The organism is Parabacteroides sp. ASF519, from assembly GCF_000364265.2.
In the GTDB taxonomy this organism is placed as follows: domain Bacteria; phylum Bacteroidota; class Bacteroidia; order Bacteroidales; family Tannerellaceae; genus Parabacteroides; species Parabacteroides goldsteinii.
On the sequence record NZ_AQFV02000006.1, the window covers coordinates 5,016,689 to 5,036,728 of the forward strand.

Consider the following 20,040-nt stretch of genomic DNA (forward strand, 5'->3'; position numbering starts at 1 on the left):
CTGGCGGTATCAAAAGATATTATAGGATACAGTCTGTGCCTTTGCGATCCCGTGTCAAGCACGGGAACGGGATAGCTCAATTATTCCTAGTATTGACATATTTTCTGAATGTCACTCTGCGATCTTTATCATTCTTATCATTATTTTGTCACTGAAGAATCCGGCTGTCTGCTGGTAGGCTTTAGGGAGGATTCCGTTACTTTCATTGTGAAAGAGGTATGGAATAAGGAACCTGTCGGCTTGCCGGAAGTGGACAGGCTGTATACTGAAATGCAGCGAATCGGGGAAATGTACGGCTGTAATCAGTTTCGTATCCTGGCTCATGGCGGTTATCTGCCGGAGGCACTTTCCTTTGAACTGCACGGACTGACTGTTTCGGATGAAAGCTATCTGAGAAGTCTGGAGACGGGAAAGCATGTTGAACTCTTTTCACATAATGAAGCGGCTTACCGAGCCATCGAAGAAGGATTCAAAACGAACAGGATCGGAGCCGTTGTACAGGCGACTGGAACAGGAAAATCCTACCTGATTGCCCGCTATATCGTCAATCATTCAGAAGATGATATTTTAGTTATTGCTCCCAACGTTACGATCATTGCCGAGATCAAAAAAGCAATCGGCAGGACAATGCCACATGTCGCCTACCGGACTTTCCAGGCATTAGTCCTGAATCGCGGTACGGTGGGTGAACTCAAAGCGGATCATATCATTATCGACGAGTTCCATCATTTCGGGGCGGAGGTATGGGGACAGGCTGTACAGGAAGTAATTGATAATAATCCGGAGGCCCGTGTACTGGGAATGTCGGCCACTCCGATACGTCCCGAAGAGATGCTCGATACGGTAGAGGTCTATTTCAAGGGAAACCTGTTCCATGAACTGTCTTTGTCTATGGCCTGGTATTATAAGATACTGCCTGTCCCGGTTTTGGTACAAAGTGTATTCGATCTGAATAACCAGCTGGATAAGGTACAGCGAATGTTGAACAGGAGCGACTGTACATCTGAAAGGCGTAAGCGTATTCAGGACAAGATAGACTTTGCCCGTCTCGACTTTCGCGGTTCGTTGAGTGCATCGGAACTGATCCGGCGTTATTTGCCGAAAGAAGTAAAGAAAATGCTTGTTTTCTGTAAAGACAAGGAGGACCTTCAGCATATGATTCCCGAAGTATCGAACTGGCTCGGGCAGGCTGGCTTTGAAACGGAAACATTCGAGATTCATAACGGGCTGAGTAACCGAGAGAATGAAAAGACATTGCGTCGTTTCCGTAGGGAAACAGGAAAACTGCATGTCCTTTTCTCCATAAACATGCTGATTGAAGGATTGCATGTGGAAGGAGTAGATGCCGCCATGTTCCTGCGTCGGACGGAGTCGTATGTGGTAGCCTTGCAACAGTTGGGCCGCTGCCTGAAAGCCGGTTCGGACCGGCATCCGGTAGTGCTAGACTTCGTCAATAATCTTTCGGGCCGTTCTGTTTATGAGGCTATGTCAAGGGAGTTGGCTTATCATCCGGCGATCCGTGCTCCAAAGAGCTTTAAAGGCTTTATGGAATTTGAGGTTACGGGGTTCCTGTCTGATATCCGTGCCCGTGTGGATGATATGCTGGCGGAACTGGATGCATGGCCGGTGATGTATGAACGTTTGATCGAATATAAGGAACGTGAAGGACGCTGGCCGCAGGCGGCCGAAGGAAAGTTGGGAAACTGGTGCAACACCCAGCGGATTGCCCGGAAGAAAGGGACGTTATCGGAAGATTATATCTTGCAGCTGGACCGGATCGGTTTTGAATGGGAGGTACAGGACAGCCGCTGGATGAACTGCTTTGAAGAACTGAAAGCATTTATGGCTGTAGAACACCGTTGTCCCAAACGCGGCGAAAACAAACTGAATACCTGGTGCAATACCCAACGCCAAACACGAAAGAAAGGTCTCCTTTCCAATGAAAGAATCCGGTTGCTCGATTCGATCGGCTTCTGGTGGGAACAGGATCTGGATTCGCTTTGGACGGAAAACTGGCAGCAGGTACTTGCTTACTATAAAAAACACAAACGCTGGCCCAAAAGCAATGAAGGCAAAGCCGGCAGCTGGTGTAACACCCAGCGCAAGAACCGGAAACAGGGTTTACTTTCGGCTGAACGCATCGCCCGGATGGATGCCGAAGGTTTTATCTGGACTATCGATGATGTCTGGATGGAAAACTATGAAAAACTACAACAATTCTTCTCAGAAAACAACCGCTGGCCAACCGCCCGTGAGAACAAACTCGGCAGTTGGTGTTTCGTACAGCGCAGAGCCTTAAAAAAAGGTGAACTCCCTCCTACCCGTAAAAATCTTCTGGATAAGATCGCATTCCCCTGGAATTTAAAATAAAAAACGGGAAACTGCCGCTGCAGCCTCCCGCTTTCTAATAAACTACATAAAACACTTAAAAGAACAAACTTCTATTTTAGAACGCAACACCGAAGCGCACTCCCCAGTTGTTTATTCCGTCCATGGAATAAGTCAGGACTTTACTTTTGTTTGTTGCATAATTATAGTAAGCAGCTACGTGCAAACCGAATTTCTTTTCAGGAGTAAAGAAAATATTCATACCGATTTCAGGAGCTACATAGAATCCCCATTGACGGTCGTACACTTTCATTACATTCATATAAGTCGACATTTCACTGTATTCTGCACCTAATTTAGCTGAAACATAAGGTTCAAACTGTCCTTCGCGGGTAAAGCTATAACGGAATGCAGCACCAAAAGGCAACTGGAATAAAGAATGTTGCTGATCAGAAGTGATAGCAGATGTTTCGCTTACGTTGAGTGTCTGACGGTCAATATATTTATTGTTCGTGTGATAAGAAATAAATGCACCTACTGCAAAATTAGGAACCACATAATAACCGGCTTCACCATGAGCACCCCAACCGCTTGTCTTGTCGGCAAAGTCATTACCGAACGGAGAGTTGATATCCCAGTCGATATTGAAATACATATTGTTTACAACCTGGGCGCCAGCCAGTGAAGGAATCGCTAAACAGGCGATAAGTAAAGCGACTAATTTTATTGATTTATTTATCTTTTTCATAAGACTCAAATTTTACTGATTCGCGTTTAATTATTTCCTGATATATGGTGATTGAACAAATGCCTGATCAATTGCACGGATGGATAGCTGAGTATCGATCTTATTTGAACCGGACAATAAACCTGCCATATATGAAGTCCAGATAACCGGTAACTTTGCATCAGCAGTCTTTGGTGTCGGAGATTTCAGGTCGACCATTTCAGCAAGCAGTGAACCTACGCTGTAGCTGTAAACAACAGGGTACGGATAATACCAGTCGTGCCAGTCATAACCCCATGTCGGTCCCCATCCCGGTCTCCAGTAATTAGGTGCCCAATAACCTGGGTAACCCCACCACCAATAATTGTTGTCATACCAGTTTGTAAAATAATTTACATTTTCAACAAAAGAAACCTGCAAACCCAGATCTGCTGTTTCTTTGTCCATTGTGCGAGTGTAACCACGGCTTTCCATGTTACTGATAATTGTGGAAGTGATATCGTCTGCTTCAGTTGCTGTCCAGTACTGAGGCTTCTCGCTGTTGCCAATTACCAGTACACTATCAGGAATGTAGAATGTGGTGAAAGACTTGAAATCGGTCTTACTATCATGATTTGTGTACACCACGAAATCATTATCCAGCTTTGACATATCCGGATCTTTCTGACAAGATGCCAGTAAAAGGATCAACAAGAAAAAAGGAATAATCTTTTTCATCTCATTTTAACGTTTAAAACAGTTTATACTATTATTTGTGCTTATATATAAGTTACTCATGAAACAACAAGAAATTAAAAAAGGTTCTCTTCGATGTTATTTTGACTGTGTTAATTAACTTGTTGTAAGACTTCAAAACGCTCGTAAACGATAGTTAAAACGAGAAAAGGCCCGGAATAACTTACGCTATTCCAGGCCTTTCGATTATCTTTTAAAATAAATATTTATTTCAATGTCCCCTGTTGAGCATCCTGTATCATCTTTTCGTTGGCAAGGATCAGGATTTCCACACGGCGGTTCAGTGCACGTCCTTCCGGAGTGTCGTTGCTGGCAACAGGATCGTGAACACCTTTGCCTTCATATTCCATGCGGCGACCGCTTACACCCTGGTCTACCATCATATAGTCATATACGCTTTTAGCTCGTTTTTCCGACAAAGTCTGGTTGTAGTCCACCTTACCGGTGTTATCGGTATAACCAACGATCTTGATGTCGGTATCCGGATTTTCGTTCAGGCTGACAGCCAGTTTACGCAATGCACTGCGCGAAGCATCGCTCAATGTACTTGAATTAGTCGCAAACAGGATACCAGAATCGAAAGTAACTTTCAAAGCTTCACCATTATTAATGGTCTCAACGGTTGTTTCGGGAGGAAGAGTTGCTTCCAGCTCCTTCTTCTGTTTATCCATCTTTTTACCAATCAAAGCACCGGCCGTACCACCGACAGCAGCACCGATAACTGCTCCTAATGCTGTATTACCGGCCAATGCACCAATACCTGCACCGGCGGCTGCACCACCACCTACTCCAATGGCTGTTCCTTTACCGGTATTTGTCCATGTTCCGCAACTCGTAAATACTACTGCCATACATAGCAGTACTGATAATAGTTTTAAATGTTTCATCTTTTTGCTCTTTTATAAACTTTATATGAATATAACAGTTTATCAATCGAACATGTTGATAGAATCGCAATATTCAAGTTCGCCCTGCACAATAAAGCCTATTGCCTCGGGATCGAATTTGCCAACACCATCCTTCTGCGCATTCTTTACTACATATTCAATCAATTCATCCTCATCTATTTCAATGTCGGCATCATCGTCAGCATCATCGTTCAGATAACCGCGTGATTCGTAGAAATCGTAGATCAGGTCTACAATATAATTGATATCGTCATTGCTGAATTTGCCTTTCAATTCCTGGGGAAGATAGTTCTGAATAAATTTTACAGATTCGTCTTCATCGTAAATCAAATCGTCTTTGTCGCTCATAACTTTTTCAGTTTAATTGGTTACATACTTATGCAAAGATATTGCTTTAATTGATATTTTAAAATAATTGCAGGCTATTTGATCAATAAGTCCAAAGCATTATTTCCATCTTTCAGTATGTTGTCGATGATGCCGTGCTTGGTCTGGATTGTCAGATAAGTGGCTTTCAACTTTGTGATACCGATCATTTCATCTGTAGAAAGTTCGGAACTATACTTATCATATTTTGTTTCGGCAAATTCGATATATTTCTTTTCCACTTCTTCCCAATCTGCCTTAGAATACTTATCGGCACCAGCCTGTACTTTTTCTACGAACTTCGTGAAGTCCTTTACATACGATTCTTTAGATTCCCCGCAACCGCTTAATGTAAAGAGAGCCATCACAGCAACCATCATCATTAAAAACCTTTTCATATTCTTTTCCTTTTTAGATTAATGTTGCAAATGTAAACAAAAAAAGACCCGGATTTACAACAAACCCGAGTCTTAATCAATTTTCAATTTTTAATTTTCAATTCTTAAAGACCAACCCCTCCCCTTCGCGATCGATCGTGATCGGACGGTTCTTGTCAATCTTCATGCCCAGAATTTCCTTCGACAGTTCGTTGAGGACATACTTCTGGATGGCACGTTTCACAGGACGGGCACCGAACTGGGAATCGTAACCGGCATCCGAGATAAAGTCGAGAGCGGCATCGGTAAAGTTCAAAGCGATACCGTTGTTTGCCAGCATTTTTTTCACACCGTTCAACTGTAAAGTGACAATCTTACGGATCTCTTCCTCGTTCAACGGAGTGAACATGATGATCTCGTCGATACGGTTCAGGAATTCCGGACGGATGTTCTTCTTCAACAGTTCCAGCACCTGGATACGGGTTTCATCGATCACCTTTTCACGGTTGTCGGGCGTAATCTTCTCGAAACTTTCACGAATCAGCGATGAACCCATATTGCTGGTCATGATGATGATGGTGTTCTTGAAGTTTACGACACGGCCCTTGTTGTCCGTCAGACGCCCGTCATCCAATACCTGCAAGAGAATATTGAATACATCCGGATGCGCCTTTTCGATCTCGTCGAAGAGGACAACGGAGTATGGCTTACGACGGATAGCTTCCGTCAACTGACCACCTTCATCGTAACCGACATATCCCGGAGGTGCACCGATCAAACGAGTCGCACTGAATTTTTCCTGATATTCGCTCATATCGATACGCGTCATCATATTTTCATCGTCAAACAGATATTCAGCCAACGCTTTGGCCAACTCTGTCTTACCGACACCTGTCGTACCGAGGAAGATAAAGGAACCAATCGGACGTTTCGGGTCCTGCAATCCGGCACGGCTACGACGTACGGCATCGGCTATCGCACTGATTGCCTCATCCTGACCGATCACACGGGTATGCAGTTCGTCTTCCAAACGAAGCAGTTTGTCCCTTTCGCTCTGCAACATCTTATTAACAGGGATACCTGTCCAACGGGATACTACATCGGCAATATCTTCGCTGTCGACTTCCTCCTTGATCATGGCAGCAGCACCCTGCATCGTATGCAATTTGGCCTGTACTTCCTTGATCTCTTCTTCTTTGGCTTTTACTTTGCCGTAACGGATTTCGGCCACTTTACCGTAGTCGCCTTCGCGTTCAGCTTTGTCGGCTTCGAATTTCAGGTTCTCGATGTCTATCTTGTTCTGCTGAATCTTGTTGATCAATTCTTTTTCGCTTTCCCATTGAGCTTTCTGTTTTCTCTCTTCTTCTTTGAGGTTGGCGATTTCCTTGTTCAACTGCTCCAGCTTGCCTTTGTCGTTCTCACGTTTGATCGCTTCGCGTTCGATTTCCAACTGTTTGATACGACGGGTTACTTCGTCCAATGATTCCGGTACGGAATCTACTTGCAAACGCAGACGGGCGGCAGCCTCATCCATCAAGTCGATTGCCTTATCCGGCAAGAAACGGTCGGTGATATAACGGCTTGAAAGCTGGACGGCCGAAATGATCGCATCGTCTTTGATACGAACCTTATGGTGGTTTTCGTATTTCTCCTTCAAACCACGCAGGATAGAAATGGTATCCAGTTCATCCGGCTCTTCGACCATGACAACCTGAAAACGACGCTCCAGGGCTTTATCCTTTTCAAAATATTTCTGATACTCATCCAGGGTAGTCGCACCAATGGAACGCAATTCGCCACGTGCCAGTGCCGGCTTCAGGATATTGGCGGCATCCATAGCACCGTCGCCCTTTCCGGCCCTACCAATGTATGTATTTCATCAATAAAGAGGATAATCTCACCTTCCGATTTAGTTACTTCATTAACAACCGACTTCAGACGTTCCTCAAATTCACCTTTATATTTAGCACCGGCAATCAAAGCTCCCATATCCAAAGAAAAAATCTGTTTCGATTTCAAATTCTCCGGAACGTCGCCACGTATAATACGATGTGCCAAACCTTCGGCGATAGCGGTCTTACCCACCCCTGGCTCACCGATCAGGATCGGGTTGTTCTTTGTACGACGGCTCAGAATCTGCAATACACGACGGATTTCATCGTCACGGCCAATCACCGGGTCGAGTTTACCGCTACGGGCACGTTCGTTCAGGTTGATAGCGTATTTGCTCAATGAGTCGTATGTATCTTCTGCGGACTGACTGGTTACCTTATTACCTTTACGCAATTCTTCGATCGCTTTTTTCAGTTCATTCTCCGTCACACCAGCATCTTTCAAGATCTGTGAAGCAGTACTCTTCACGGTGAATAAAGCGAGGATAATATGTTCCAGAGAAACATACTGGTCGCCCATCTTACCGGAATAGTCGATTGCTTTCTGCAAAACGGCATTCGATTCGCTTGACAGATAAGGTTCACCGCCGGATACTTTCGGATAGGATTCTATCTGACGATCCAGCACCATGTTCAGATTCTGGATATTCACACCCAGTTTCTGGAAAAGGAAGTTCGTTACGCTCTCGCCCGTCATAATGACAGCCTTAAGCAAATGAACAGGCTCAATCACTTGCTGGTTGTTCTTCTGAACCAACTGAACGGCCTGCTGAACAGCTTCCTGTGATTTGATTGTAAAATTGTTTAAATTCATATGCTATATTATTTTCTTGTTATCTTTATTATTTTCAAATTTCACTGATATATCTACAAAAGAAATACCAGAATAAAAATAAGACATTTTGTCATATTTATACAAAATCAGAGAAAGATACCATGTCGTTCAGTCGGAAGTAACGACACATTACGTACTTTCGAAGAGAAAACAACAAGAAAGCAAAAAAGGTTTGCCGGATAGTGTTATATTCGTTCCGAAAACTGGATCTGAGAAATCACACCCCGAGAATAAGGAGTTTTTATTTTCTCTTTTTACTTACCAGCGTTAACCGTTTCAGGGCAACAGTGCTTCTCATCATGCCGAATGCAACAGTGGCCTGTTTACCCTGTAACTCCAGGATAACGCCGACTGTCGGTTGACCGTCCAATTTCACGCTATCTCCTTTTTCGATAACGGCATTTTCCAAAGATTGCTTCTTTACAGGATTCACCGCTTTATCTTTTGATGACTCAAGAGACCCGGCAGCTTCTATCGCCCTAGCTTCAATCACTTTATGTTCAATGGCTGTTATCTCTTTCCGCTTATCTTCCCAATACAATTTATCCCGTGCGATAGATTGCAGGAAGTTATCCATATTGATAAAATCCTCACCCATTTTAGCAGACGAATCAACAATAATATCTTCCGGAAGACCGATCCTGCGGGCTACTTCAACAGCAAACGAACTTCCCGGACTGCCGATGGAAAGTCGGTATAACGGCTGCATGCGTTCAGCATCGTAAAGCATGGCTCCGTTCACAACCCCGTCTGTCTCATAGGCAAAATGCTTCAGGTTCTAGAAATGAGTTGTTATTACCCCGAAGCTATGTTTCCGGTTAAAACGGTCGAGTATGGTTTCAGCGATAGCACCTCCGATTTGCGGTTCCGTCCCACTACCGAACTCATCTATCAGGATAAGCGTTTTATTATCACAGTTTTCTACAAAAAACTTCATATTGGTCAGATGCGAAGTATAGGTACTAAGACTGTTTTCTATGCTCTGCCCGTCTCCTATATCGACAAAGATATGATCGAATATACCTGTCCGGGAACTTTCATCCACAGGGACAAGAAGTCCGCACTGCAACATATATTGCAGTAAGGCAACCGTTTTCAGACAGAGGGACTTACCACCTGCGTTTGCTCCGGAAACGATCAGTAACCTGTCCTTCCTGTTCAACCTGATATCCAAAGGGAACGCTTCCTTATTCTGTTGACGCAACTGTATATTCAGTAGCGGATGCACAGCCTGTATCCATTCCACCTGTTGTTCATTTTCAAAGACCGGTTTGATCCCATTGATACGCAGGGCAAATGAAGCCTTGGCACGGATAAAGTCCATTTCGCCCATAAAGAGATAGGAACGCATCAGATCAGCAAGATGCGGACGTACCAGATTTGTAAATTCGATCAGTATCCTTGCAACCTCACGGCGTTCATCGTTCTCCAATTCACGAAGACGGCTACTGGCTGCTGCCACTGCTTCCGGTTCGATAAATACCGTTTTACCACTGCCTGAATCGGCATGTACCACACCTTTGATCTTTCGTTTATTGGCTGCATTGACCGGAATCAACATATGACCTTCACGCAGACTGGGTTGTGCATCCCTGCCGATAAGTCCTGCCGCCTGCGGCTCCCGTATCGCTATCTGCATATTACGGGTAATGGCTTTTGCCGCTTCGACCTTGTCCCTGCGTATATCCGCAAGCCGGCGCGAAGCATTATCTTTCACTTGGCAGGATTTATCCAATATGGAATTGGCTTTATCAATCAACAAGGGGAAAACGGTTATCTGACCGGCCATAAATGTCAATGAGGGATACTTCATTCTTCCGGTATCCGTCCTGGCATTATGCAGAAAGGCTACTATATTGCTGATAGTCTGAAGAGAATTCATCAGCCCGGCTATTTCTTCTTCCGAAAGCCATGCTGTTATATCCTCTCCTATCCGATGCAGGGTATCGCGGACATCCAAAAAGAAATCGACCGGGAAATCTTCTTTATTACGCAAGATTTGTAAAAACTCCCCTGTTTGCTCCAACCATCTGGCAATGGTGGCATAGTCTGTCGAAAAGTCCATCGCTGCGACTTTTTCTTCTCCCAGAGTACTTAAACATTTTTCTGTAACAAACTGACGAATTGTATCTATACCTATTCTTTGTTCAAAATTATTCGGGTAAATCATGTTCTCATTACTATATAGCATTGGCCGTCCATCAAATTTATAGACCAATATCTGTTTATAAAATAGTTTATTTAGAAAATGAGATTATCCATATTCCGACAGAATACCAACAAAACGATTGATCCGCCTCTCGCAAATATGCGAAGCTGACCGTTAGTATAATGACATCTCAAAGATCGGAGATGTGAACTCGAAATACGAATTTATACCGATGCACTAAACATAAAAAGGTTATTATATTGTTTTATTTACTCTGTTCGTGCCGCAAAGATAGTTTGTTTTTTTAGATTTACAAGAGGCTTTCTGTCTTTGAGTCATTTTTTTAATACCTTTGCGCTCAGACATTTCCAGTTTGAACGCATTATCTATTATGCTATTATGATGAAAAATGGAGTAAAGTTTCTACCTTTCTTTAATATCTAATGATTATTTATTTCTAAATTCACTTACCACTTTTAGGAATTCATTCGGTAATTTATTGTAAACCTGTTGTTTTATATCTTCCGGCATCCCATAATAAGCCTCTGCAATCCCTCCTGTTATGCAAGCCAGCGTATCGCTATCGCCACCCAGCGAAACAGCCAGGCGGATGGCATGCTCGAAATCCGAACTATCCAGAAAGGCTATGATCGCTTCGGGAACGGTTCCCTGGCAACTAACATCAAAAGAATAGTCCGGACGAATGTCATCGCAGGAACGGTCCAGGTCGTAAGAAAAGGCGGTTTCTATATATTGCTTGATCTCCTGTTTGCTCTTTCCGCTTCGTGCCAGGTAAATAGCGGCAGCAGTGGCTTGTGCTCCTTTTATCCCTTCGGGGTGATTATGAGAGACAATAGCCGTTTCCTTAGCCACTTCCAATGTCTTTTCCAATGAATCGAATTTCCATCCGACAGCACTTACCCGCATCGCCGAACCATTTCCCCAACTATTATAAGGTAACGGATTCTCTTCCATAAGCCAGTAACTAAAACGGCCACCATAACCGCCCATCGGACAAGGATATTCAGCTGAATACCGCTGCATAACCTTCACCAGGTCTCCCCCATTCAGCAACCAGTCCGCAACGGCCACTGTCATGATTGTATCGTCGGTATAATCGCTTTCGTCCGTAAACAGCGGGAAGTCCGTTGTCTTTATATTATCAAACTCATAAACGGAGCCAATGATGTCTCCAGCTATTGCACCTGTCATAATTCTATACTTTTACAAAGTTTCAATTTATTATTCACTAACAATCCTATCCAAACAAAACTTTTTCCGTTTACAGGTCTTACAGGGAATCCCCATCCACAAACAGTCAAATTGGTCGACAGCCTCTTTCACCAGTTCTTCCACCGAAGTAAATATTCCTGCTTCAAAGTTGCGGTTATCTTTTCCTTTCATGCCCAAAGCGGCTCCCGTTAAGTTTGCCGACCCAATATAGGCCTGCTTCAAATCGAATATCAACAGTTTGAAATGGACACGCGGACACAATACACGTTCCATCCGGCTCCAAAGCAAGGGATATTTATCGAAGTCGTCCCGAAAGTTCTGTCCCGGTTCTTTGGCATGGATCAGACGGACCTCCACACCTTCCTTCACCTTCTGTTCCAAAAGCTTCAGCAAGGGGACAGCATCTTTTCCTTCCTTAATATACAGATCTTTAATATCGGCAGTCCCGATCCAGATCGTCCGCCTGGCTTGCCGGATAGCTTCGATAAAGAAGGTATAATGTTGTTCGTTTTTGATGTACTGTAGCATAAATAGTAACTTCTCTGATATGGCCGCAATTAATCGGTTGGTGGCATTACGGTAAAAGGTGTATTACAGGCATTTATAGCTGCCTGTTGGCATATTCTAAAATTCTTTTCCGTAACAGGGACATCTCCATACGCATCAAGGAAAGGAGTATCAGAAAGTTCGACCTTGTAAACAGAAGCTATTAATGCCTGAAACAGCGTGCAAGAGGCAGTGTACCGGCCTATACCGCAATCAAGATGACGATAATCTCTCGTTATATCCAACGGAGAATTGTTCAGGCTCGTATTTCTTAAGTTCTGGATTGCGGTACCGACCGGCACCAGTATATCCACTTCAGATTGGTTCATCATTACTTTCGTCGCATTGGTGATGGCTTTGTACATCTTCTGTTGATTATATCCGTACTTACCAAAATACTCTTCCTGACATCCGGTTCCATATGCCCAGGGCATTTGCCAGGCAATAACAGGTTTGGATTTACGGCATTCATTTTTTGCAATATCGATCAAACTGGAAAAAACAGGCTGATAAGTTTGATACCTTCCCGCATCATAAGAAACTTGTTGAAAGGTTATGATATTCCAATCAGCATATTGTAATGCTTGCTTCAATGTAAAATTATCCGATATAGTCGTCCACTCCATTTTATCATTTGTAACTTGATATATACCGATGGGAGAATTCTCCATATAACCTTCATAAAACTTTCTTAGAGAAGCTCCTCCCGCAATGAGGTGACCGATACAAATATGACTCAAACCAACTGATTTAATAATCCTGGGCAGCCCACTTGTCGCATCTTCCGTAAAACTATTTCCAATACATAATATTTTCAACGAGGCAGGACGGGCAGGAAGATGTTGCTTCTTATCAGACAAATGATTATTACTATTCTGCCTCATAAACCGGAGGATCGTTCTGTCAGAATAATAAAAATAGAAGAAATGCCTTGACTCTATTATATTTTTAAGGACAGGGATGTCAGGCATATCCAAAGGCATACCGGCCTGTATAGTCGTACTTTTTTCGTTTATCGACCAATTTCCTCTGCCATCGACATCTATAGACTGAAGGTTTGATTCGGAATTTGGTATGTTCGATAGGGCCTTTATATCGGTATTGACTCCATTGATCAACCAATTATTATTGTTTCCGATGGTTGTATAAAAGACTTTCTTTCCGCCGGGAAAAGAGATGACACTATTATCGCTGAACAAAATCTCGAAGGAACCGGACGTTTGCTTAATTTCCCGAATGGACAAATCATTTTGCAAAGCCTGAAATAACAGCTCCTGGGAGACCCCAACCCAATCATCGCCTTCCTCTTTTTCCGCACATGAAATATTCAAAAGGAAAAACAAGCAAGCGAACAAAACATGTATCCTCATACCCACATTCATTTTATGCAGGCAAATATATAATATAACTTGATTTAACGGATTTCTGAATAAATAAAAAAATTAAACGCATAAAGATTTAACAACAGCACCAAGTTGTATTTGTTATTGTTACTTTTACCTGTTGAAACAGATAAATAAATTAGTATGCTGATTATATTGACCTCGGCCAAAACAATGACCGGTACATCCAAAATAAAAGCTCCTGCCGGGACGATGCCCCGTTTCGCACAGGAAGCGAATGAGATAGCCCTGAATATGGCACAGTTCTCTACCGACGACCTGAAAAAGATTCTGAAACTAAATCCCAAACTAGCATTGGAGAATTACAACCGGTTTCAGGAATTCCATACCGCAGAGGTACACTCCTTACAGGCATTACTGGCTTATACCGGAGTGGTTTTCAAGAATATCAACCCCAAAGATTTCACGGAAGATGATTTCCTGTATGCAAACGACCATCTGAGGATTGCCTCCATCTGCTACGGACTGCTTCGTCCGCTCGACCTGATCAAGCCTTACCGAATGGAATATGAGGTGAAGCTGCCGGAGTTAGGAGAAGGAAATATGTATAACTATTGGCGTCCGCGTCAGACAGAACTGCTGATCGACGAAGTAAAAAAGAGCGATAACATCCTGATAAACCTTGCCAGCCAGGAAATACAGGGGGCATACGACTGGAAGAAAGTCGGGAGCACCGTCCGCATCATCACACCGGAGTTCAAGGTATGGAAAGACGGAAAAGCGCAGACTATCGTGATCTACATGAAGATGGCCCGCGGACAGATGACACGGTATATACTGAAAAACAGGATCACTGATCCGGAAGCTCTCAAAAATTTCTCCTGGGAAGGATTTACCTACGACGAGAGTCTGTCGAACGGGGATAACTGGGTTTTCCTGCAAAGCTAAATGAAAAGAAATTGCCGCTTTGTTCAATAATCCGGAGATAAAAACGTTATATGTATGTTCCTTTTTAAATGAATGATGAAATGAAAAAGACCTGTTTGCTATTACTTTTGCTCGTTGGAATAATCTACATAAACGAAGGTTACAAGATTATAAGCGAAGATATGCCGGTGAAAAGCACCACCGAAGGCTCCCTCTCAGACGTTGCCGACGAAGTGATCGCCATTCCGCTGGAAACAACATCCGACTGCCGGCTGAAACATGCCACACAGATCAAGCGCGACAGGAATGAATTGTTCCTGGTAAGCAACGGCCAGCTTTTTCATTTCGACTGCTCCGGCAAATTCCTTAGCCGGATCACCAGTAATAAGCATTTCCTGGTTACCGATTACGTCATCGATCCGCTCGAAAAGCAACTGATCGTCATGGACGACCGGGAAAACGTTTATTATTATGATTACGACGGGACATTGCTGGAAAGGAAAAGCCTTGCCGGAATCAATCCATTGAAAACCCCTACCCGCCTGATGTACCATAACCGCCATATATGGATGACGGCACAATCGTTGTCGCCCTCCGAAGAGGGGACCGGCAAACAATGTGTCAACCAGTGGCTTTATAAGTTCGATACGACATTCAACCTGCAGGATGCCCGCAAACTGACGGCTGCCGACCTGGGACGGTTCTATCTGGGTGCCTGCTTTTCTACCGAACTGTCCGTTACCAACGGGAATGTCTACGCCTATTCGCCTTCCACCCAGCCGGACGAGTTGCTGGCAGATACGCTTTACCTGATCAGACGGAACAAACTGAATATACATGAGGAATATTCTTCAATCCTCCCCCTCTGCATAGCCGGACGTTATTTGGTTTCCACTTACTCGGACGCAACTGATACGGATAAGAATTATACGTTCTGTTACGATCGCCGGGAAGACTATGCCTATAATGTAACAGGAGGCTTCGAAGATAATTTCTACCATACGGGAAGGGTTCCCGACCTGAAATCACTGGATATTTATAACAATTCTTTCTGTTATTGCCGTTCAGGAGAAGAAGTAAAGAAAGCATTCCCGGATCGCACGGAAGAAGATAATCCGGTGCTGTTCATTGTTAGGATGAAGGCATAATGAAGGATAAGGTAATTATAGCAAAATAGATATTTCAAATATTGTCAGGTTTGAGCTATCTTGTCCCCGTGCTTAACACGGGGCCGCAGAAGAACCAGCAGTATCAAAAGATACATATAGGATACGGTCTGTACCTTTGCGATCCCGTGTCAAGCACGGGAACGGGATAGCTCAATTTTTCCTAAATTGGCACATTGGCATATTACCACATTGGCTCATTATTTCCTAAGAATGAAATTATTCTACTACAATTACCCCCCTCTTTATCAGAACAATCTGCCGCAAAAGCGCAGTTTCATAACCGGATAAACAGTCAGTTTATCTATGATTTTTGTGAAACTGTCGTCTCCGTCGGTTGAAGTACTACCCAGGATTCCGGCGTCCGTATACACTTTGGGAGTTCCGTGGAACTGAACACCTAATTCAAACTGTACGCCGATACGCTTTTTAGGAACTGCACGTCCGAAACCTACTCCCAGATAAGGGCGGAATCCGGCTGCTTTAAGACCGCCGGCGATATTACCATCCTTGTCTACCGGGATTGTCTGATCACCGATAACAATACCGGCCTTTCCACCTTCGTTCACATATTCCTTCAACTCATCGCTGTGGCCAGTGATCTTCACTAACTTGGAACCGCCGAAATAAGCACCGGCCGTCACAAAGAAAGAAGAACTCAGGAACGGATAGTAGTTCACCAATAATTCTCCGGAAGCACGGCTCATACTACCTTTAAGGTCAAGCGTACTCGGATAGCTTCCCAGATCGGGATCATTCAGTTCCACATCCACATCTGTGCTGATTTTAATACCCGGCATAAACGAAACACCTCCACGGATCGCAAAATGGGGAGTGACCGGAGTCGCTACATCAACGCCAATACCTGTTGTTCCGGCACTTACACCAACTGAGAGAGAATTAAAAATCCCCAGCTCTTTCTGAGCGGAGACATAAGAAGAAATTACACTCATAGCTATGAGTGCACACATAAAAATTACCCTTTTCATAATCCAATAGAGTTATTATTAATACTAGCGGCTGCAAAAGTAATGAAATAAATATAACTTACATAAAAAAAAGAAGTGGTACCGAAATTAATCCGATACCACTTCTTTTTTCTTATAAGGTCAAAGCGAATGTTATTCTTCTCCGCTTTCGTCTTCCTTCATATTATGGAATACATTCTGTACATCGTCATCTTCTTCCAGCTTTTCAATCAGCTTATCCAATGTTTCACGCTGTTCGGCTGTCACTTCTTTCAGATCGTTCGGGATACGAACAAACTCGCTGCTTGTGATTTCGTAACCGTTCTCTTCCAAATATTTCTGGATAGCGGAGTTCTGAGCAAATTCGCCGTAAATAACGACTTCTTCTTCGTCTTCGTCTACTTCATCCACTCCATAATCGATCAGTTCCAGTTCCAGATCTTCCAACGAAATACCATCTTTCTTGTTGATATGGAATACACATTTATGATCGAACAGGAATTCAAGGCTACCGCTTGTACCCAGTGAGCCGCCATGTTTATTGAAATAACTGCGCACATTGGCAACCGTACGGGTTGTATTATCGGTCGCTGTTTCCACGAAGATAGCAATACCGAACGGGCCGTAACCTTCATAAGTCATCTCCTTATAACCGGAGAAATCTTTTTCTACAGCACGCTTAATGGCACGTTCCACATTTTCTTTCGGCATATTCTCCTTCTTTGCATTCTGCATCAAAGCACGCAAATGGGGGTTATTCTCCGGATCAGGACCACCTGCTTTCGCAGCAATAGTGATTTCCTTACCCAGTTTTGTGAATACGCGGGCCATATTACCCCAACGTTTAAATTTTCTTGCTTTACGGAACTCAAACGCTCTTCCCATATTATATCTGTATTATATTATTATAAACTTTTGTCTTATCTCAATGATGCACCCAGTTTGCTTTCCAGATTCTTGCGAATCTTCTGCATGATCGCGTCGATCTGTTTGTCGTTCAATGTCTTCGTTTCATCTTGCAGGTAGAAACTTACAGCATACGATTTCTTTCCGGCCGGCAGGTTCTTGCCTTCGTAAACGTCGAACAGGGAAACCTCCTTCAACAGTTTGCGTTCGCTTTCTTCGGCGATCTTTTCGATCTCAGCAAACTGAACGGACTTATCCAGCAACAAAGCCAGGTCACGTTTTACTGCCGGGAATTTAGAGATCTCGGAGAATGTCACCTTATTCTTCTTTGTTTCCTTCATCAGCAATGTCCAGGACAACTCAGCATAATATACCTCGAAATCAATATCCATAGCCTTGCAGATCTTACGGTTTACGATACCGAACGTACCCAGTTCACGGCCCGAAGTTGTTGTAATACTTACGCCTGTTGAATAAATATCATTGCTCAGGTTTCCGAAGACAACCTTCTTCAGATTCACACCCAGACGGATAAGGATATTTTCCACATAGGCTTTCAGTTCATATACGGTAGCCTTTTCATCTGCATGCGCCCAACTGTTTTCCACACGGTCGCCGCAAACCCATAATCCCAGGCGATAGTCTTCCGAGAATTCGGCCAGTGTAGCGTCTTCACGCTTCTTCTCTACATTATAATCGTAGCAGTTGCCAAATTCAAAGAAACGGATATTGCCGTTTTTACGTTTCACATTATGTTCGATGCTTTCCAGACCACCGAACAACAATGTCTGACGCATACCGTTCAGGTCTGCACTCAGCGGGTTCATCAGCATAACGCAATGAGAAACCGGATAAGTAGTCAGTTCATCGTAATAAGCGGAACGTGTCAGCGAATTGTTCATGATCTCATTGAAACCTGAACCGCAAAGCTGTTCAGAGATCAAATTCTGCAAATCATAGCTACGGTCGGTAGCTGTCTTGTAGCTCAGGTTCGATTTTACACTGTCGCTGAACTCTATATTATTATATCCGTAGATACGGAGGATATCTTCAATTACATCGACATCACGCTGTACGTCGATACGGTAAACCGGCACATGGATGGTCAGACCTTCGGTTGTTTCCGAAACGATTTCCATCTCCAGGCTAGCCAAAATACTCTTAACCGTCTCTACCGGAATGTCCTTACCGATCAGACTGTTGATCTTGTTGTAAGTCAGTTCCACGGTATAAGGCTGTACCGGATTCGGATAAACATCCTGAATAGATCCGGTAATCTTACCACCGGCTACTTCCTGGATCAACAGAGCGGCACGTTTCAATACATAGATCGTATTGTTCGCATCCAGACCGCGTTCGAAGCGGAAAGAAGCATCGGTGTTCAAACCGAAGCGACGAGCTGTCTTACGGATCCATGTCGGATGGAAACAAGCCGATTCAAGGAATACATCCGTAGTCTGCTCCGTCACACCTGAATCCAGGCCGCCGAACACACCACCGATACACATGGCTTCTTCCGTATTGCAGATCATCAGGTCACGATCGGTCAACGTACGTTCAACACCATCCAGGGTGACGAACTTGGTACCTTCCGGCATTGTCTTCACGATCACTTTATCGCCTGTCACCTTGCCTGCATCGAATGAATGCAGAGGCTGTCCCATTTCATGCAATACATAGTTGGTTACGTCCACTACGTTATTGATAGGACGCAAACCGATTATATTCAGACGGTTTTTCAACCATTCCGGACTTTCTTTTACTGTTACGCCCTTGATCGTAACACCGGAGTAACGGGGACATGCCTCCGTATTTTCAACGATCACTTCGATAGCCGGAGTTTCATCGTCGATCTTGAAAGCGTCGACAGACGGACGTTTCAGTTCTGTCGGCTTACCGTTCTGTTTCAGGTAAGCAGCCAAGTCGCGGGCAACACCGAAATGGGAAGTTCCGTCCACACGGTTCGGAGTGATATCCACTTCCAGCACATAGTCGCTCTTTACATTATAATATTCCTTGGCAGGAGTTCCTACAACCGCATCAGCCGGAAGCACGATAATGCCGGCATGGTCTGTTCCGATACCGATCTCATCTTCCGCACAGATCATACCGTTCGACTCAACGCCACGGATTTTTGATCTTTTAATGGTAAAGACTTCGTCACCGTCATAGAGTTTCGTACCGTTCACAGCGACAACCACTTTCTGGCCTGCTGCGACATTGGGCGCACCGCAAACGATTTGCAAAGGTTCTTCCCCACCGACATTCACCGTCGTGATATGCAAGTGGTCAGAATTCGGGTGTTCCACACAAGTCAAAACTTCGCCGATAACCAGTCCTTCCAGTCCACCTTTGATCGTTTGAACTTCTTCTACTCCCCCGGTTTCCAAACCGATAGAGGTTAGTGCTGCTGATACTTCTTCGGGCTGCAAGTCGAAATCAAGATACTCTTTCAGCCAGTTGTAAGATATATTCATTGTTCTAAAATTTATTCAATCAAGTTTCTATGCGTCTGCGAGATTCCCCGCTTGCGGCAATTTGACTGGCAAAAGTACAAATAATAGAATAATTATTCAACGAGTGTACGGACTTTATTCTTACCACAAGCCAAAAAATCTTATTAATCAACGGTTA

The 20,040-nt window shown here is 43.8% G+C and carries 16 protein-coding genes and 1 pseudogene; 3 read left to right on the plus strand and 14 right to left on the minus strand.

All coding sequences use genetic code 11. The annotated features are described in order from the left end of the window. The first annotated feature begins 108 nt into the window (after positions 1–108). Positions 109–2,370 (plus strand): Helicase associated domain protein, encoded by a 2,262-nt coding sequence (locus tag C825_RS20150; protein ID WP_010799911.1) that lies wholly within the window; start codon positions 109–111, stop codon positions 2,368–2,370. A 76-nt stretch (positions 2,371–2,446) separates the two neighbouring features. On the opposite strand, the gene C825_RS20155 is transcribed toward C825_RS20150, so the two are convergent. The 11 genes and pseudogenes from C825_RS20155 to C825_RS20205 all read right to left on the minus strand — a co-directional run bounded on the left by C825_RS20155 (position 2,447) and on the right by C825_RS20205 (position 13,466). Further along, complete coding sequence (locus C825_RS20155; protein WP_010799912.1) at positions 2,447–3,076, minus strand: outer membrane beta-barrel protein; 630 nt, start codon at positions 3,074–3,076, stop codon at positions 2,447–2,449. Between the two features lie 30 nt (positions 3,077–3,106). Continuing rightward, complete coding sequence (locus C825_RS20160; protein WP_007652832.1) at positions 3,107–3,772, minus strand: DUF4136 domain-containing protein; 666 nt, start codon at positions 3,770–3,772, stop codon at positions 3,107–3,109. 224 nt (positions 3,773–3,996) lie between these two features. After that, entirely contained in the window at positions 3,997–4,677 is a 681-nt protein-coding gene (locus C825_RS20165; RefSeq protein WP_007652831.1) for a YiaD family glycine zipper/OmpA-like lipoprotein, read from the minus strand. Positions 4,678–4,719: 42 nt separating this feature from the next. Beyond that, positions 4,720–5,046 (minus strand): hypothetical protein, encoded by a 327-nt coding sequence (locus tag C825_RS20170; RefSeq protein WP_007652830.1) that lies wholly within the window; start codon positions 5,044–5,046, stop codon positions 4,720–4,722. A 74-nt stretch (positions 5,047–5,120) separates the two neighbouring features. Further along, positions 5,121–5,462 carry a DUF6565 domain-containing protein gene (locus C825_RS20175; RefSeq protein WP_010799913.1) on the minus strand — a complete coding sequence of 114 codons (342 nt, stop codon included), beginning with the start codon at positions 5,460–5,462 and terminating at the stop codon, positions 5,121–5,123. Positions 5,463–5,559: 97 nt separating this feature from the next. Next, a pseudogene (clpB, locus tag C825_RS20180) lies at positions 5,560–8,147 on the minus strand (ATP-dependent chaperone ClpB). 262 nt (positions 8,148–8,409) lie between these two features. Further along, on the minus strand, positions 8,410–8,910 hold the full coding sequence (locus tag C825_RS20185; RefSeq protein ID WP_228100173.1) for a MutS2/Smr-associated SH3 domain-containing protein: 501 nt from the start codon (positions 8,908–8,910) through the stop codon (positions 8,410–8,412). Positions 8,911–8,946: 36 nt separating this feature from the next. Further along, the gene (locus tag C825_RS20190) at positions 8,947–10,359 is read right to left on the minus strand and encodes an endonuclease MutS2 (RefSeq protein ID WP_010799916.1); all 1,413 of its coding nucleotides are present in this window, start codon (positions 10,357–10,359) and stop codon (positions 8,947–8,949) included. 405 nt (positions 10,360–10,764) lie between these two features. Beyond that, positions 10,765–11,529 carry an ADP-ribosylglycohydrolase family protein gene (locus C825_RS20195; RefSeq protein ID WP_010799917.1) on the minus strand — a complete coding sequence of 255 codons (765 nt, stop codon included), beginning with the start codon at positions 11,527–11,529 and terminating at the stop codon, positions 10,765–10,767. 30 nt (positions 11,530–11,559) lie between these two features. Further along, positions 11,560–12,078 (minus strand): phospholipase D-like domain-containing protein, encoded by a 519-nt coding sequence (locus C825_RS20200; RefSeq protein ID WP_010799918.1) that lies wholly within the window; start codon positions 12,076–12,078, stop codon positions 11,560–11,562. A gap of 29 nt (positions 12,079–12,107) precedes the next feature. Continuing rightward, positions 12,108–13,466 carry a DUF4886 domain-containing protein gene (locus C825_RS20205; RefSeq protein ID WP_010799919.1) on the minus strand — a complete coding sequence of 453 codons (1,359 nt, stop codon included), beginning with the start codon at positions 13,464–13,466 and terminating at the stop codon, positions 12,108–12,110. 156 nt (positions 13,467–13,622) lie between these two features. Here C825_RS20205 and yaaA point away from each other — a divergent pair, with 156 nt between their 5' ends. Beyond that, positions 13,623–14,387, plus strand: a complete 765-nt coding sequence (yaaA, locus tag C825_RS20210; protein ID WP_007652812.1) for a peroxide stress protein YaaA — start codon at positions 13,623–13,625, stop codon at positions 14,385–14,387. A gap of 80 nt (positions 14,388–14,467) precedes the next feature. Beyond that, positions 14,468–15,514 (plus strand): 6-bladed beta-propeller, encoded by a 1,047-nt coding sequence (locus tag C825_RS20215; RefSeq protein WP_010799920.1) that lies wholly within the window; start codon positions 14,468–14,470, stop codon positions 15,512–15,514. A 266-nt stretch (positions 15,515–15,780) separates the two neighbouring features. Here the strand turns inward: C825_RS20215 and C825_RS20220 are convergent, their stop codons facing one another. The 3 genes from C825_RS20220 to pheT form a co-directional block, all read right to left on the minus strand. Further along, positions 15,781–16,521 (minus strand): hypothetical protein, encoded by a 741-nt coding sequence (locus C825_RS20220; RefSeq protein WP_010799921.1) that lies wholly within the window; start codon positions 16,519–16,521, stop codon positions 15,781–15,783. A gap of 132 nt (positions 16,522–16,653) precedes the next feature. Further along, positions 16,654–17,385 (minus strand): YebC/PmpR family DNA-binding transcriptional regulator, encoded by a 732-nt coding sequence (locus tag C825_RS20225; protein ID WP_007652801.1) that lies wholly within the window; start codon positions 17,383–17,385, stop codon positions 16,654–16,656. A 35-nt stretch (positions 17,386–17,420) separates the two neighbouring features. Further along, a complete protein-coding gene (pheT, locus tag C825_RS20230; protein ID WP_010799922.1) occupies positions 17,421–19,883 on the minus strand; it encodes a phenylalanine--tRNA ligase subunit beta in 2,463 nt (820 codons plus the stop codon). Between the last annotated feature and the right edge of the window lie 157 nt (positions 19,884–20,040).

Excerpts from the sequence above, each read along its gene's own strand:
- C825_RS20150 (WP_010799911.1), top strand. The coding sequence starts at position 109 with ATGTCACTCTGCGATCTTTATCATTCTTATCATTATTTTGTCACTGAA.
- C825_RS20155 (WP_010799912.1), bottom strand. The coding sequence starts at position 3,076 with ATGAAAAAGATAAATAAATCAATAAAATTAGTCGCTTTACTTATCGCC.
- C825_RS20160 (WP_007652832.1), bottom strand. The coding sequence starts at position 3,772 with ATGAAAAAGATTATTCCTTTTTTCTTGTTGATCCTTTTACTGGCATCT.
- C825_RS20165 (WP_007652831.1), bottom strand. The coding sequence starts at position 4,677 with ATGAAACATTTAAAACTATTATCAGTACTGCTATGTATGGCAGTAGTA.
- C825_RS20170 (WP_007652830.1), bottom strand. The coding sequence starts at position 5,046 with ATGAGCGACAAAGACGATTTGATTTACGATGAAGACGAATCTGTAAAA.
- C825_RS20175 (WP_010799913.1), bottom strand. The coding sequence starts at position 5,462 with ATGAAAAGGTTTTTAATGATGATGGTTGCTGTGATGGCTCTCTTTACA.
- C825_RS20190 (WP_010799916.1), bottom strand. The coding sequence starts at position 10,359 with ATGCTATATAGTAATGAGAACATGATTTACCCGAATAATTTTGAACAA.
- C825_RS20195 (WP_010799917.1), bottom strand. The coding sequence starts at position 11,529 with ATGACAGGTGCAATAGCTGGAGACATCATTGGCTCCGTTTATGAGTTT.
- C825_RS20200 (WP_010799918.1), bottom strand. The coding sequence starts at position 12,078 with ATGCTACAGTACATCAAAAACGAACAACATTATACCTTCTTTATCGAA.
- C825_RS20205 (WP_010799919.1), bottom strand. The coding sequence starts at position 13,466 with ATGAGGATACATGTTTTGTTCGCTTGCTTGTTTTTCCTTTTGAATATT.
- yaaA (WP_007652812.1), top strand. The coding sequence starts at position 13,623 with ATGCTGATTATATTGACCTCGGCCAAAACAATGACCGGTACATCCAAA.
- C825_RS20215 (WP_010799920.1), top strand. The coding sequence starts at position 14,468 with ATGAAAAAGACCTGTTTGCTATTACTTTTGCTCGTTGGAATAATCTAC.
- C825_RS20220 (WP_010799921.1), bottom strand. The coding sequence starts at position 16,521 with ATGAAAAGGGTAATTTTTATGTGTGCACTCATAGCTATGAGTGTAATT.
- C825_RS20225 (WP_007652801.1), bottom strand. The coding sequence starts at position 17,385 with ATGGGAAGAGCGTTTGAGTTCCGTAAAGCAAGAAAATTTAAACGTTGG.
- pheT (WP_010799922.1), bottom strand. The coding sequence starts at position 19,883 with ATGAATATATCTTACAACTGGCTGAAAGAGTATCTTGATTTCGACTTG.